This is a genomic window from Amycolatopsis sp. NPDC005232, from assembly GCF_040607795.1.
Classification (GTDB): Bacteria; Actinomycetota; Actinomycetes; order Mycobacteriales; family Pseudonocardiaceae; genus Amycolatopsis.
This window is the reverse complement of the sequence record NZ_JBEXHL010000006.1, coordinates 65,678-79,772: the sequence shown is the minus strand read 5'-3', so window position 1 is coordinate 79,772 and position 14,095 is coordinate 65,678. Positions and strand designations below refer to the sequence as shown.

Sequence of the window (14,095 nt, the reverse complement as noted above, 5' to 3'; positions counted from 1 at the left end):
GCACGGCGTGCGGCCGCCCCAGCCGACCTCGTCGTCCTTCCCGGCCCCGGCTACGACGATCACGCCGACGACTTCGTCAGCGAAGCGCTCTCCGAGGCGCACCGTTTGCTTGAGCCCCTCCGCACTCGGTGATTCCGGCCGCACATTCGCACTGCCCGCCGGAGGTGACCCGGCCCGGCAACCGGGTCTCCAGGTCGAAGACGGCGTCGTCATGGTCGGACGTCGCCGGGTCGAGGATCCAGATGTCGTTGTCGTAGGGGTGGAAGCCGAGGGAGGCCCAGATTCTGCGGGCGCGGCAGGGCACCCGGCCGCGGATGTTCACGGACGGCGCCACGGCGATCAGGCAGGGCTCGGCACACAGCCACTGCAGCAGCCGGCTCGTGAGGAGCCTGCCGACGCCGCCGGAACCGCGCCACGCCGGCGCGAGCACCACGTGTCCGATGAGGACGACGTGGCTGCCCGACGCCGTGATCGACCCGTCGAGCGTTTCGGAGAGCCGGCCGTACCCTGAACCGTCCGGCTCGCCGAAGAGCACGCCGAACGCGGTGAAGCCGCGGTGGGAGCCCAGTTCGCCGACGACGTCGTCCGCGTTCTGGAGGTCGACGAGGAGGCCGCCTGCTTCGAAGAACGTGCCCGTCACGCTGCCGTCGGCCGCGCGGAACTCCGACAGGAACGCCGCATCGGCATCGGCCCGGTCCGCCGACGCGATCGTCACGCTCGCCTCGCCCGACCACACCGCCACACCGGAACTGCTCAACGTGTCACCGGTCAGGGACGTGGTCGTGCCGACGGTCATCCGCGCGCGGCCGAGCAGGTCGACGAGGCCGGCCGGTGAGCTCGGGGTCACGAGAGGTTGCGGGCGAGATCGATGGCCCGGCCGAGATTGTCCAGCTTCTCCGCAATGGTCGCGCCCGCCGGATAGAACCGCACAGTCGTGATGCCGCGGTCCCGCCAGGCGGTGAGCCGCTCCCGCACCATGTGCTCGGTGCCGATCAGCGTGGTGGAGAAGATCATGTCGTCGGTGATCAGGGCGGTGGCATCCGCGTGCCGCCCCGCCTGCCAGAGCTCCCGGACCTCGGCTGCGATTTCCGACCAGCCTTGACGGCTGTAGGCGCTGTTGTAGAAGTTCGTGGTGGCCGAGCCCATGCCGCCGAGGCTGAAGGCGAGATCCTTCTTGCGCGTCGCGGCGACTGCGGCGAGCTGTCCTTCGTCCTCGACGAAGTGCACCTCGGCTCCCTGGCAGAGATCGATTTCGGCGAGCGTCCGCCCTCCGCGCGCGGCTCCGGCGCTCAGCGCGTCGAGGTAGGCGGAAGCACCTTCGGGCACGAAGCTGCTGCCCAGCCAGCCGTCCGCGATCTCACCGGCCAGCTCCAGCATCTTCGGCATCAACGCCGCGATGTAGATCGGGATGTCCGGGTTCGCCGGCAGCGAGGTGCGCATCGGGACGCCCTCGCCGCCGGCACGCGGCACGGAGAAGACCTCTCCGCTGTGCTTGATCTTGGCGCCGGCGAACACCTGCCGGACGATGTCGATCGTTTCCCGCATCCGGCGCAGCGGCCGGTCGAACGGCACCCCGTGCATGCCCTCCACGACCTGCGGGCCCGAGCTTCCCAGGCCGAGCGCGAACCGGCCGCCGGACAGGTCCGCGAGCGTCATCGCCGTCATCGCGATGAGCGTCGGGGTGCGCGTCGCCAGCTGGATCGTGCCGCTGCCGAGGGTCATGCGGTTGGTCCGCGCCGCCAGGTACCCGAGCGGCGAGGGCGCGTCCGAACCCCAGGCCTCCGAGATCCAGCAGACGTCGAGGCCGAGCTTTTCCGCCTCCACGGCCAGCGTGACGTTGTCCTGCCACGAACCGACCAGCGCTTCGATCGTCGTCGCCGTGCGCATCAGCGCGCCCCCTCCGCCAGTTCCTTGATGAGGCGCAGGTTCGACTCCAGCCCGGCCTGGAATTCCCCGATCCGGTTGGCGACGATCTTCTCCTCCTTGTGCGGCAGACGATCGATCGCATGGTTGAGGCCGGATCGGCCCGGGCCCATCTGCCCCCACTGGCTCAGCTCGGTGCCCACCGCGCACGGTTCGACGGAGAAGCCCCAGACCGACGACGGTCGCACGTCCTGGCCGGCGTTGACCTCCCACGTGAACGCGGAGTTCGGCTTGAACTCGATCACCGTCGAAGTCGATTCCCACTCGCCCAGCGCTTCGTGGAAGCTGCGCCCGCGGAACCTCGTGCCGACGTCGGGTTCGCCCGCACCGTCGAGCCAGGTCACTTCCAGCAGCTCTTCGCTGAGTTTCACCATCAGGTGGATGTCGCTGACAAGAGCCCAGACCGCTTCGGGGGTGGCGCTGATTTGGACAGTGGCCCGGGCGGTCGGAAGATCGGCATACATCATCGGAGCCGCTCCTTGATCGAATTGTCAATGAGTTCTATTATAGAACTTACGAGCTGTGTCCACAATGCAGTGAAACCCGCCGAGTTTCTGCGACTTCCCATCGCTCGTACCAATCCGCTCCGCAAAAAGGGCCCGCCATCGCGTCGTCGCGATGGCGGGCCCCGGGCCGGGGTTCGTGGTGAGCCCGGATCAGGAGGCGAATCGCCTCCCCTTCTGCTGGACGTACGGGGCATCGCGCCCTTCGACGGTCCGCCCGGTGAACGGCTCGCCGCAGTGCGAGCACGTCTCGACCGCGTGGGCGTCGTGGCCGCACGTGGTGTGGTGCAGCAGCACCGGGGGCCCGTCGGGCCCGGACGCCCACGCATCGCCCCAGTTCAGCAGCGCCATGATGATCGGGAACAGGTCCTTGCCCTTGCGGGTGAGGTGGTACTCGTACCGAGGCGGGTTCTCCTGGTACGCCCGCTTCTCGACCACGCCGTTGCGGATCAGTCCTTCGAGGCGCTCGGTGAGGATGTTCCGGGAGATGCCCAGATCTTCCTGCAGCTCCTCGAACCGGTTGTGCCCTTTGAACCCGAACAGGTCGCGGACGATGAGCAAGGTCCACCACTCGCCGACGACCTCGAGCGTCTGGGCGATCGAACAGTCGAAATCAGCAAAGCTCTTCCTGCGCATGATGCAACTATACCTCGGACGAGACCGGTACTGAAGGGTGTAAAAATCGCTGTGCTTGGGGCGTGAATGCGTGCACTGTCAGCGCTTCCTCCGCCCGTGGCCCACAGGTGCTCACGGATGAGCATTCGATCAAAGAACTGTCGCTCCCGAGCTTTCGCGGGAATTCATGATCAGCCCGTGCCGTAGCCCGCCGACGGTGCCGAGACCTCCCGGCCCGGGTCACCGGCTTTTGTGGTCCGAGCATCACCCTGCCCCGACCACGAAGGCCGCAGGGCGAGCAACGCCCCGATCGTGATGAAGCCCATCACGATCACGTAGCCGGCCACCGAAGCCGAGGTCCCGGTGGACGCCAGCAGCGAGGTCATGACGAGTGGTGCGAACCCGCCGCCGACGACGTTCGACAACTGGTACCCGAGCGAAGCGCCGCTGTAACGCACCGCCACCGGGAACAGTTCCGAGAACAGCGCCGCGGTCGGTCCGTACATCACGCCGTTGATGAACATCGCGACAGCGATCGCGACACCCACGACCGGCGGCGAGGCGGAGTCGAGCAGCGCGAAATAGGGGAAAGCCCAGAGGATCGTCCCGACCGCGCCGACGAGGAACACCGGGCGCCGGCCCACCCGGTCGCTCAGCCTCGACGCGATCACGATCGACACGGCCATCGCGGCGGCGCCGATCATGATCGACACCAGCATCGTGTTCCGGGAGATCTTCAGAACCTGCGTGGCGTAGGCCAGCGTGCCGGTCGTGTAGACGTAGAACGACCCGCCCACGACCAGGAAAACGCCGATGGTGACGACGATGCGCCGGGGATGTTCCCTGATCACCTGCAGCACCGGTGACCGGTGCGATTCACCGCGTCGCTTCGCCGCACGGCGGAAGGCGGGCGTGTCGTCGATCCTCATCTGCACCAGCAGCGCCACGACGACGAGCGCGCCGCCGAGGAGGAAGGGAACCCGCCAGCCCCAGGCGAAAAAGGAGTCCGCGCTGGTGGCACCCGCGGCCACGAAGAACGCGGCGCTGGACACGATCAGCCCGAGCGGCAGCCCGAGCTGGGCCCATGCTCCGTAGGCGCCGCGCTTTCCGCGTGGTGCGTACTCGGTGGCGAGCAGGACCGCGCCACCCCATTGGCCGCCGAGCGCCAGCCCCTGGCAGATCCGCAGGACGAGCAGGGCCGCCGGCGCGGCGATGCCGATCGCGGCGAACCCGGGGAGCAAGCCGATGGCTAAGGTCGCCGCCGCCATCAGCGCCAGCGCGATGACCAGCGCCTTCTTGCGGCCGTGCCGGTCGCCGAGGTGGCCGAACAGTGCGCCGCCCACCGGGCGCGCCACGAACCCCACCGCGATCGTCGCGAACGAGGACAGCGTCGCCGCCAGCGGGCTGAACGACGCGCTGAAGAAGACCCGCGGGAAGACGAGCGCCGCCGCAGTGGTGTACAGGAAGAAGTCGTACCACTCGGTCGATTGGCCGAGCAGAGTCGCGATCCGCACTCGTCTCAGCTCGGCGGGACTGATCGCCGGTTCGTCCGGCGGGGAGCCCGAGGGAAAGCGGGCGTTGTTCGAGTTCATGACAGGCCTCCGGTTGTTTGTTGACGCGCGGTCGCGATCTGTTCGGTGCCCCGGAACGGCGCCGGGGCGGGGCCCGGCACGTGCTCGATCCGCAACTCCCCCGATGCCGCGACTGCGCGAAGTCGCTTCTTGTCGATCTTGCCGACGCTGGTGCGGGGCAGCGTTTCCGCCAGCACCCACCGTTCGGGCAACCACCAACGGGGCACCGACGCCGCCAGGTGGCCCCACAGATCGGCCATCGACGCGGTGGCCGTGTCGTTCAGGACGACCACCGCCAGCGGACGTTCCTCCCAGCGCGGGTCGGGCACGCCGATCACCGCGGACTCGACCACGTCCGGATGCGCGTCGAGCTGGTTCTCCAGCGCCACCGAGGAAATCCACTCGCCTCCGGACTTGACGACGTCCTTCGACCGGTCGGTGATCCGGAAATACCCGCGGCGATCAAGCGCACCGAGGTCGCCGGTGCGCAGCCAGCCGTCGGCGCTGAAGCGGTCCTCACTCGTGCCTCCGACGTACGAACCGGTGACCCACGGCCCGCGCATCTCCAGTTCGCCGACGGACTCGCCGTCGCGAGGGAGGACGTTGCCGAACTCGTCCACGGCGCGCATCTCGACGCCGGGCAGCAACCGGCCGGACCAGCCGCGCCAAGGCTTCGCCGGATCGGCCAGGTCACGCGCCGCCGGGAGCGAAATCCCGCCCCACGGGCTGACCTCGGTCATCCCCCAGCCCTGGAAGAGATGCGTGCCGTGCACCCGCTCGTAGTAGTCGATGAGAGCGGGAGCCACCGACGAGCCGGCGCACACGATGGAGTCCAAAGAGGACAGGTCCACCGGGTGCGCTTCCGCGTAGACCTTGACCTGTGCCCAGATGAGCGGAATCGAAACCGCCAGTGTCGGCTTCGCCGCGGCGGTCAGCGCCGTGATCGCCGCGGGGCTCACGTCCCGCCCCGGGAGCACGATCCCCGCGCCGGTGAGCAGGGCCGCGTGAGGCAAGCCCCAGCCGTTGACGTGGAACATCGGGGTGATCTGCAGGATCCGGTCCCGGTCGGAAAGTGCGAACGCGGCGCCGGAGCTGATGGCGAGCGCGTGCAGCCAGATCGAGCGGTGGCTGTAGACGACGCCCTTCGGCAGTCCCGTCGTCCCGGTCGTGTAGCAGACCGCGGCCGGCGCGCGCTCGTCCAGCTCGGGCCAGCTGTCGGGGGCCGTGACGCTCGCGAGCAGTTCGCTGTAGCCCACGTGTTCTCCCCGATCCTCGCCGACCACGACCAGCGTGTGCACCGACGGAATCTGCGGGAGCAACGCGGTGAGACGGGGCAACAGATCGTCGTCCACGATGATCACGCCGTCCTCGGCGTCGCCGATCACGTAGACGAGCTGCTCGTCCGAAAGGCGCGAGTTGATCAGGTGCAGGACGGCGCCCATCGCCGGTACGCCGTAGAAGGCTTCGAGATGGGGCTGGTGGTTGCAGCAGAAGGTGCCGACCCGGTCGCCGGGCCGAACGCCGAGGCCACGCAGAGCGGTTGCCAGCCGGGCCGCGTTCGCGGCGACGGTGCTGAAGTCCGTTTTCCGGACCACCCGCCCCGCGGAGCCGCTGACGACCGGGCTGTCGGGGTGTACGTCATTGCCGTGACGCAGCATGGCCGCCATGGTCAGCGGGAAATCCTGCATCGTGCTCATGAGCTCGCTCATGGCCCGAGTACCTCCACTTCGTTGTGCGAGGTTGGGGTTCGGCTGTGCCACCGGCGCCGCAGCCGAGTTGTCCTGGCGTGCCGGCGCGGCCGGCTCAGGCGATGTCCACGTCCTGGTCCATCTCGGGGAGGTTGACCCCGACCAGCCGTACACCCGCCTGGGTGCGGTACCGCTTGTTGACGCTGATCAACGTGGCGGTGAGGGGTTCGAGCTGACGGGCCAGCCGCAGCGGGCCGGCGACGACGCCGGGCTTGCCCGTGACGGCGGCGCACAGTTCGCCCGCGATGCCGAGCGCGTGCTCGTCGTCGCCGACCATCAGCACGTCCTCGTCCGCGAGGTCCTCCTTGGCGCTCCACAGCGTCACCGCGGACAGGTGGTGGAACGCGCCCACCACCCGGGCCGCCGGTACAAGCAGCTGCAGCTCCTCCGCGGCGCTGCCGTCCGGTACGTCCAGCCCGAACGGGCCGCGCCGATCGAACCCGAGCGGGTTGCAGCAGCTGACGATGACTTTGCCGGCCAGGGAACCGGCGAGCGACCGCACCAGGTCGCCGTGACCGCGGTACGGGACGGCGAGGATGACGACCTGCGAACCCGCCGCCGCTTCCCGGTTTTCCGCCCAGGTAACGGGTTCCGTGCCCGAGACCCGCTCGTTGACCGCCCGGGCGCCCTGCTCGGCGCGCGCCACGTCACGCGAACCGATCACCACCCGGCGACCCGACCGCGCCAGCCGGTAGGCGAGTCCTCTGCCCTGCGGCCCGGTGCCACCGATGATGGCGATGCGCTCTTCTTCCACCCGTTCCTCCTGTTGGCTCTGAACCGGCGATCACAGATCTGCGATCGCGGGGATGACGCTGTCGCCGATCCGGCGCATGGAATCGAGAATCAGCCCGTGGTCACCGACGATGTGGCGAACCAGTACCGTTTCGAATCCGATCTTGCGGTAGAACCCCAGTCGTTTCACGACGGTTTCCGCCGACCCGACGAGCGAGGTGTCCCGTTCGCGGCCGAATCCGCGATATCCGGCCGCCACGACCGGTTCGACCGCCTCCCACGCCTTCTCGTCCGTTTCCGCGACGAAGATGTCCCGGCGCAGGACCGCCTTGGGCACGCGGCCGTGTTCCGAACAGAGCCGGCTGTAGAGCTCGAGCTGTTTCTCCAGTTCCTCCGGCGGCGTTCCGGGGGCCGTTTCCCAGGCGTCGCCGAGCCGTCCCGCCCGTTCGACGGCCTTGCCCGCCATGGCCGCCACCCAGATTTCCGCCGGAGTACTGGGGATCGGGTTGATCTGCAGGTCGTCGAACTGGAAGAACTCGCCGTCGTGGCTGAACCGCTCCCCGGCCAGGAGCCGGCGGACGACAGTGATGAACTCTTCGCTGCGACGGCCGCGGGAACCCTTGGCGATCTTGAACCCGTCGAACTGCTCGCTCACGTCGCCGTTGCCGACGATCAGCGTCAGCGGTTCCGGCGCGAACGCCGCGAGCGTGCCCACCTGCTCCGCGGCCAGCACGGGGTGGTGGAAGGGCGCGAGGTAGAGCAGGCCGACGGGCATGTCGCCGGTGACAGCGAGCATGCGCGCGAGCGTGGGGGTGGGCGCGAAAGCGTTCGCGTACGACGAGGCGTGGCTGTCGCCGACCATCAGGAAGCCGAAGTTCCACTCGGCGGCGGTCTTCGCGATCTCGAGCAGTTGCCGGGCCTGGAGCCTGACGTCGGTGACGCCCAGCGGGATGTCGCTGAACTCGCCGCGGTCGACGACGATTTCGTGGTACTTGCGCAGGGATTCATCGGACGCGGCGAAGATGAAGCGAAGTGAAGTTCCGAGCTTCATTCACGTTCCTTCCGGTGGGGGCGGCGGTGCCCTCCGGCGCGAGGGGAATGGGCTCACGCATGAGGATGGAGTGCGTTTCGTCATAGAACTTTAACCTCAGCCAGCGCGCGGAAGCAAGCATCGCCGAGCGAGGATTTTTCACTTGATCTTGCAGGTCACAGGGTTCCGTCATCGAACGCTCTGTGGTTTCATCAAGCAACGCTTTGAGGCCTTTGCTGGTGAAGGTTCGCCGCAATTGGCCGAAAATGATCAATTACCGTCGAGGAGGATGGCGTGCGCCTGGGTTGGGACATGGGCTATTGGAGTTCGGCACCGCATCCGTTCCTCGACGAAAGCTCACGGGAAGCCGAACGGCTGGGCCTGCATTCGATCTGGGCCGCCGAGTCCTACGGCTCGGACAGCCTGACGCCACTGGCGTGGGTGGGTTCGCGAACGACCAGACCGGCGCTGGGTACCGCGTGCACACAAATGGCGGCGCGTACGCCCACCGCGACCGCGATGGCCGCGATGACCATGGATCACCTGTCCGATGGCCGCTTCATTCTCGGGCTCGGGTCAAGCGGGCCGCAGGTGGTCGAGGGCTGGTACGGGCAGCAGTACCGCAGGCCGTTGCAGATGACCAGAGAGTACGTCGAGATCGTGCGGAAGGTGATCGCGCGGGAAGGCCCGGTCGAGTTCCACGGGGAGCACTTCACGATTCCCGCGGCGGGCGGCACCGGTTTCGGGAAGCCGCTGCGGGCCAACATCCGGCCCCGACGGCCCGAGATCCCGATCTTCCTCGGTGCCCAGGGCCCGAAGAACGTCACCCTCGCCGCCGAGATCGCGGACGGCTGGCTCTCGATGTTCTTCGGCCCCAAGCTCGACGCGTACTACCGCGCGGCACTCGGCGAGGGCTTCAGCCGTCCGGGCGCGCGCCACACCGCCGAATCGTTCACCGTCGTCGCCAACGTCAACGTGCGCGTCGACGACGACGTGGAGCGCGCGGCGGACAGCCTGCGCCCGCTGTTGGCGCTCTACATCGGCGGCATGGGCGCGGCCGAGGTGAACTTCCACCGCAACATGTTCACGCGGCTGGGCTACGAGGCCGAGTGCGAGAAGATCACCCAGCTGTACCTGGACGGCCACCGGGCTGAGGCGATCGCCGCGGTCAGCACCCGGATGGTCGAGGAAGTCGCCTTGATCGGCCCCCCGCACAAGATCCGCCACGACCTCCAGGCCTGGGAGACGACCGTCGTCGACGTCATCAGCGCGAACATGGCGGACCCGGCGACGCTGCGGACTCTCGCCGAGCTGATGGCCTGATCCCGGAGCCGGACAACTGTCGCATTAGGACGGTTCAGTTCGCCGCGAGCGTCACGGCGAACTCCGGCGGTGTGCGCAGCGACTGGAACACGACGCAGTAGCGTTCGGTCAGCTTCTTCAGCGTCGCGAGCTGGTCGGGGTCGGCGTCGGTGTCGAGGTCGAACGACAGCCGGATCGCGCGGAAGCCGACCGGGGCGTCCTTCGCGACGGCCAGCGTGCCGCGGAAGTCGAGGTCGCCCTCGGCCCGGACGCGGCCGCCGCGCACTTCGAGGCCCAGCGACGTCGCCACCGCCCGCAGTGTCACCCCGGCGCAGGCGACGAGCGCTTCGAGCAGCATGTCACCGGAGCAGGCGAGGGTGCCGTCGCCGCCGGTCGCCGGGTGCAGCCCGGCCTCGACGATCGCGCGGCCGGTCTCGACCTTGCAGGAGATGCCGAGGCCGTCCAGCTCGGCGTCGGCGTGCAGAGTGACGAGCGCGCTCTCCGGTTCGTCGCGGTACTTGTCCTTCAACGGGGCCTGGGTCGCGCGCAGCGCTTCGGAGTCCATGCGCTCGATTGTGCCTGCGTTTGCCGGAAAGCGAAAAGGCGGGGAGCCGGACTCCGGTCTCCCCGCCTTCTCAGTGCGGATTCAGGTGCGTCAGCTCAGCGTCACCGCGGCGTCGTCGATCACGAACGACGTCTGCAGCGAGCTGTCCTCGGTGCCGGTGAACTTCAGCGCCAGGGTGCCGCCGGCGGCCGACGAGACGTCGATCGTCCGGAGGATGTACCCCGAGGCCTTGTTCAGGTTGGAGAAGCTGCCCAGCGTCGCGCTGCCGTTGGTGACGGTCAGCTTGTCGTAGGCGGTCGTCGTGGTCGTCTCCGCGGAGTCGATGTGCAGGTAGAACGTGAGGGTGGCGTGGCAGCCGGCCGGGATGCTCACCGACTGCGCGACGGACTCGGTGTGCGTCGAGCCGTAGCCGTCGAGGTAGGCGCTGTAGGTGCCGCCGTGCGCCGGCTCACCCGAGGACGCCCACTGGCCGATGGTGCCGGTGGTGCCGGTCCAGTTCGCGCTGCCCGACTCGAAGCCGCCGTTGAGGAGCTTCTGGCCGGAGCAGCCGCCGGTGGCGCCGACGGTCCAGGTGAACGACGCCGTGCCGGTCCTCCCGGCCGAATCCCTCGCCGTCACCGTGACGTTCGAGGTGCCCGCGGTGGTCGCGGTGCCCGAGATCGTGCCGGTGGAGGTGCTGATCGACAGGCCGGCCGGCAGGCCGGTGGCCGACCAGGTGTACGGAGCGGCGCCGCCCGAGGCCGACAGCGGCAGGTTCACCGCGGAGCCGGTTGTGGTCGACTGGTTGCCGGGGCTGGACACGGTGACGGTGCCGGTCGCCGAACACGTCGGGTCGGCCGACTGCGCCGGCACGGAGATCGCGTCCCACGCCGCCTTGACGGTGTTGAACTCCGCGCAGCTGCCCGGGAACAGGTTCTTCGCCGCGGTCAGAGTCCAGGTGCGGTACTTCAAGTACGAGCTACCCGAGGTCTTGAGCAGCATCGCGTTGTAGAAGATCTTCACCGCGGACTGGACACCGAGACCGGTGACCGTCGAGTTGTTGCACGTCGTGCTGGTCGGTTGCCCGTTGGTCGGGTTGGTGCCTTCGGCCAGCAGGTAGAACCAGTGGTTGCCCGGGCCGGCGGCCGCGTGCACCTCGCCGCCCGGAACCGAGCTGTCGTAACAGTTCTTGTCGCCCAGCGCCGACGGGTTGTACATGTTGCGGATCGGGCCGGAGCCGACCAGGTTCACCTGCTCGCCGACGAGGAAGTCCGGTTTGTCGTACGGCGCCGGCTCGTTCGCGAACCACTCGGTCGAAGCACCGAAGACGTCCGCGACGAACTCCTGGGTGCCCGCGCCCGAGATCCCGCCCGGTGTGTGGTCGTCGATGCCGTGGCCGTGCTCGTGCGCGACGACGTCGATCGAGCCGATCCACTGGTTCTGCGTGTTGTGGCCGACCTGGACCTGCGTGCCGTCGTAGTAGGCTTGCTCGTCGTTCAGGCCGACGCGGATCGGCCAGCCGCCGCCGTTGCCGTCGAAGCCGTTGCGGCCCAGCCACTGCGAGAGCATCTTGTTCTCGGTCTGGGCGGCGAACAGCGCGTCGACGCAGCCGGTCTCGCGGCTGGTGCCGGTGCCGGTGCCCCAGGTGTCGTCCGGACCGCTGAAGGTGGTGTTGGAGGCCGCGTCCTGGCAGGACGTGTTGGTGATGGCCGGGTCCTTCATCGTGTAAGTGCTGCCCGAGTGCGTGGTGTCGAGGTGCACCGGGTTCGGGCCGTTCCACGCGCTGGTGCCGTCACCGTTCATGACGTGCTCCTGCGTGTGGAGCACCTTCCCGGTGGCCGCGTCGACGATGACGTCGAGCCGGCTCGGGCCCTCGGCGTCGCGTCCGACGGCCGTGCTCTTCCACGCCAGCTTCGGCGAGCCGAGCGCGTACACGACTTGCTGGGCCGGGCTCACACTGTCCACGGAGGACAGCTGCTGCCGGGCAGTCGCCTCGGCCGCGGTCTTGGTGACGGCCGGAACGGACGTCGCGACGTCGATGGTCTGGTCCTGAGCGACCGAGGTGGCCAGCACCTGGCCCGTCGAATCGGTCGCGACGACGAAGTCACCACCCACCACCGGCAGGCCCTTGTAGGTGCGCTCGTACGGGATGTACTGCAGTCCGTTGGTCGAGGAGATTGCCTTCTGCTGCACGAAAACATCGGCCGCGCTGGCGTGCAACGCGGCCGGACGGCTCGCGACGAGACCGGCGGCGGCGTTCACCGCCATGGCTTGGGCGTTGGGTACCGCGTTCGGGGTGGTTTGCGCCTGCGCTGTACCGGGGATACACAACGCGCCGACAAGTACGCCGGTCGTGGCCAAGACGGCATAACGTCTCAGTTCCATAATTCCTCCGGGCAGGGTGAACCAGGCCCGGGTTCGAGGCCGGGCCGTGGTCAGGGGAACGGGAAGTGGCGCTGCGCAACGGAAAACAGAATCCGGCGCCCTAGCCTCGCGAACAAGCTACTAACGTACGGTCTTACTGATACTTCACCCTGTTGCCCATAGCGGACACAAATAATTAAGATTACATTTCGGGCTCGCTCAGTCCACCGAGGACACCCGATCCGAGTGGCACCCGTTCGCCGGTTGACCCCAGCCCCGGCGCGTTCCGGAAGCCGGCGATCAGGTCGCCGAGCGTGTGCCGGTTCTCCGGGAAACCCGAGCGTAGATCGGGATCGCGATGCCGACGACAAGGGAGATGGCGGCGCAGATGGTGACGGGGGTCGCCCATGAGTGCAGAAGTGCTTGTGGTGACGACGGGTCGACTGTCGAGGTCACGACCGCGACGCCGAGGCCGGAGCCGAGGTAGCGGGCGGTGTTGTTGACGCCGCTGCCCATACTCGCGTGGTGAGCGGGGACGGTGGCGACCGCCTGGGCGCCGAGCGAGGCGTTGAGCAGACCGGTTCCGATGCCGGCGATCGCGAAACCGGGCGCCAGGCGCAGCAGCGTGGCGTGGTCGTGCAGAGGTGCGAGAGTCGCCAGGCCGGCGCCGATGATGATCAGCCCCGCGGCGAGTTGGGTTTCCGGCGTGACGCGCCCGCGAAGGTGCCGCGCGACCAGCGAGACGAGCACGCTCAGACCGGACCAGATCACCAGCGGAACGGAGCCGGCCAGCGAGGAGCCGTGCAGTCCTTGCTCGACCAGGGTCGGAGTGTAGGAGGTCAGGGAGATCACGCCGATTCCCGCGGTGAACGCGGCGACGGTGACCGTGACGAACTGCCAGTTGGTGAACAGCCGGATGTCCACCAAGGGGAATTCCGTGCGGCGTTCGTGAAAGACGAAGGCGGCCACGATGAGCACCCCCGCGGCCAGGAACGCGAGGACCGTCGGTTGCAGCCAGCCGGTTCGGCCGAGGACCAGTTCGGCCAGCAGAGCGCTCGGGCCGGCGATCAGGGCCGCCGCACCGACACAGTCGATTCGTCCGCCGGCCGCGGCGGGGCCGGAGGGGTTGGCCGGCAGGGCCCGGAAGAAGACGATCAAGCCGGCGCTGAGCAGGCCGACGAGGAGATAAGGGCTGCGCCAGCCGGCCGCCGGTTCCAGGAACGCTGCGAGCAGGGGCCCGATGAGGATGCCGACACCGAGGCTTGCTCCCCAGAGGCCGGTGGCTCGCGTGCGCCGGTGTCCGGGGGCAGTGACTTGGGCGATCAGTCCCAGGCTCGTCGCCACCAGGGCCGCGGCGCCGAGTCCCTGACCGATGCGAGCGATGGTGAACAGGGTCGGGCTGGGCACACCGGCCCCGGCGAACAGGAAGAGTGCTTGGACCGCGGCTCCGATGACGAAGACGGTCCGGCGTCCCAGCCGGTCGGCCAGCGCACCGCCGACGAGCAGGCCCGCACCGAGTCCGATGCTCGCGGCGCTGAGCATCCACGTGCGCCCCATCACGCTCGCGCCCATGGTGTTCGCCAGTGTCACCAACGTGCTCATGGGCAACGTGAACATGACCATCGCCAACACGGTGGCAACGCACGCCAACGCGACCGTCGGCCCCTCCGCCCGAGGCCGTTTCCGGGGCGCCGCAGCCGCTACCCGCGGCGCCGCGTGCTTCTCGACGTCCACTGTTCTCCCGCCCTCGGTCCGAAATATGT

The 14,095-nt window shown here is 68.6% G+C and carries 12 protein-coding genes; 1 reads left to right on the top strand and 11 read right to left on the bottom strand.

Annotated elements, in window-relative coordinates; all coding sequences use genetic code 11:
* Positions 1–76 precede the first annotated feature (76 nt).
* The 8 genes from ABZU76_RS13625 to ABZU76_RS13590 all read right to left on the bottom strand — a co-directional run bounded on the left by ABZU76_RS13625 (position 77) and on the right by ABZU76_RS13590 (position 8,143).
* The gene (locus ABZU76_RS13625) at positions 77–847 is read right to left on the bottom strand and encodes a hypothetical protein (RefSeq protein ID WP_354868620.1); all 771 of its coding nucleotides are present in this window, start codon (positions 845–847) and stop codon (positions 77–79) included.
* Positions 844–1,887, bottom strand: a complete 1,044-nt coding sequence (locus tag ABZU76_RS13620) for an LLM class flavin-dependent oxidoreductase (RefSeq protein ID WP_354868617.1) — start codon at positions 1,885–1,887, stop codon at positions 844–846. The genes ABZU76_RS13625 and ABZU76_RS13620 overlap by 4 nt, the downstream gene beginning before the upstream one ends.
* On the bottom strand, positions 1,887–2,387 hold the full coding sequence (locus ABZU76_RS13615) for an SRPBCC family protein (RefSeq protein WP_354868614.1): 501 nt from the start codon (positions 2,385–2,387) through the stop codon (positions 1,887–1,889). The genes ABZU76_RS13620 and ABZU76_RS13615 overlap by 1 nt, the downstream gene beginning before the upstream one ends.
* A gap of 192 nt (positions 2,388–2,579) precedes the next feature.
* Positions 2,580–3,062: a helix-turn-helix domain-containing protein gene (locus ABZU76_RS13610; RefSeq protein WP_354868611.1), complete on the bottom strand. Its 483-nt coding sequence runs from the start codon at positions 3,060–3,062 to the stop codon at positions 2,580–2,582.
* Between the two features lie 170 nt (positions 3,063–3,232).
* A complete protein-coding gene (locus ABZU76_RS13605; protein WP_354868609.1) occupies positions 3,233–4,633 on the bottom strand; it encodes an MFS transporter in 1,401 nt (466 codons plus the stop codon).
* Positions 4,630–6,321 carry a long-chain-fatty-acid--CoA ligase gene (locus ABZU76_RS13600; RefSeq protein WP_354868606.1) on the bottom strand — a complete coding sequence of 564 codons (1,692 nt, stop codon included), beginning with the start codon at positions 6,319–6,321 and terminating at the stop codon, positions 4,630–4,632. Before ABZU76_RS13600 ends, ABZU76_RS13605 begins: the two co-directional genes overlap by 4 nt.
* Positions 6,322–6,415: 94 nt before the next feature.
* Positions 6,416–7,114 (bottom strand): NADPH-dependent F420 reductase, encoded by a 699-nt coding sequence (gene npdG / locus ABZU76_RS13595; protein ID WP_354868604.1) that lies wholly within the window; start codon positions 7,112–7,114, stop codon positions 6,416–6,418.
* A 30-nt stretch (positions 7,115–7,144) separates the two neighbouring features.
* A complete protein-coding gene (locus ABZU76_RS13590; RefSeq protein ID WP_220242679.1) occupies positions 7,145–8,143 on the bottom strand; it encodes an LLM class flavin-dependent oxidoreductase in 999 nt (332 codons plus the stop codon).
* Between the two features lie 273 nt (positions 8,144–8,416).
* On the opposite strand from ABZU76_RS13590, the gene ABZU76_RS13585 reads away from it, so the two are divergent.
* Positions 8,417–9,445: an LLM class F420-dependent oxidoreductase gene (locus ABZU76_RS13585; protein ID WP_354868601.1), complete on the top strand. Its 1,029-nt coding sequence runs from the start codon at positions 8,417–8,419 to the stop codon at positions 9,443–9,445.
* 34 nt (positions 9,446–9,479) lie between these two features.
* Here the strand turns inward: ABZU76_RS13585 and ABZU76_RS13580 are convergent, their stop codons facing one another.
* From ABZU76_RS13580 to ABZU76_RS13570, 3 genes are all read right to left on the bottom strand, one after another.
* Positions 9,480–9,989 (bottom strand): OsmC family protein, encoded by a 510-nt coding sequence (locus ABZU76_RS13580; RefSeq protein WP_354868598.1) that lies wholly within the window; start codon positions 9,987–9,989, stop codon positions 9,480–9,482.
* 90 nt (positions 9,990–10,079) lie between these two features.
* Positions 10,080–12,353: a M4 family metallopeptidase gene (locus ABZU76_RS13575; protein WP_354868595.1), complete on the bottom strand. Its 2,274-nt coding sequence runs from the start codon at positions 12,351–12,353 to the stop codon at positions 10,080–10,082.
* A 279-nt stretch (positions 12,354–12,632) separates the two neighbouring features.
* Entirely contained in the window at positions 12,633–14,066 is a 1,434-nt protein-coding gene (locus ABZU76_RS13570) for an MFS transporter (protein WP_354869292.1), read from the bottom strand.
* Between the last annotated feature and the right edge of the window lie 29 nt (positions 14,067–14,095).

Coding starts and splice junctions, on each gene's coding strand:
- ABZU76_RS13620 (WP_354868617.1), bottom strand. CDS start 1,887: ATGCGCACGGCGACGACGATCGAAGCGCTGGTCGGTTCGTGGCAGGAC.
- ABZU76_RS13615 (WP_354868614.1), bottom strand. CDS start 2,387: ATGTATGCCGATCTTCCGACCGCCCGGGCCACTGTCCAAATCAGCGCC.
- ABZU76_RS13610 (WP_354868611.1), bottom strand. CDS start 3,062: ATGCGCAGGAAGAGCTTTGCTGATTTCGACTGTTCGATCGCCCAGACG.
- ABZU76_RS13605 (WP_354868609.1), bottom strand. CDS start 4,633: ATGAACTCGAACAACGCCCGCTTTCCCTCGGGCTCCCCGCCGGACGAA.
- ABZU76_RS13600 (WP_354868606.1), bottom strand. CDS start 6,321: ATGAGCGAGCTCATGAGCACGATGCAGGATTTCCCGCTGACCATGGCG.
- ABZU76_RS13590 (WP_220242679.1), bottom strand. CDS start 8,143: ATGAAGCTCGGAACTTCACTTCGCTTCATCTTCGCCGCGTCCGATGAA.
- ABZU76_RS13580 (WP_354868598.1), bottom strand. CDS start 9,989: ATGGACTCCGAAGCGCTGCGCGCGACCCAGGCCCCGTTGAAGGACAAG.
- ABZU76_RS13575 (WP_354868595.1), bottom strand. CDS start 12,353: ATGGAACTGAGACGTTATGCCGTCTTGGCCACGACCGGCGTACTTGTC.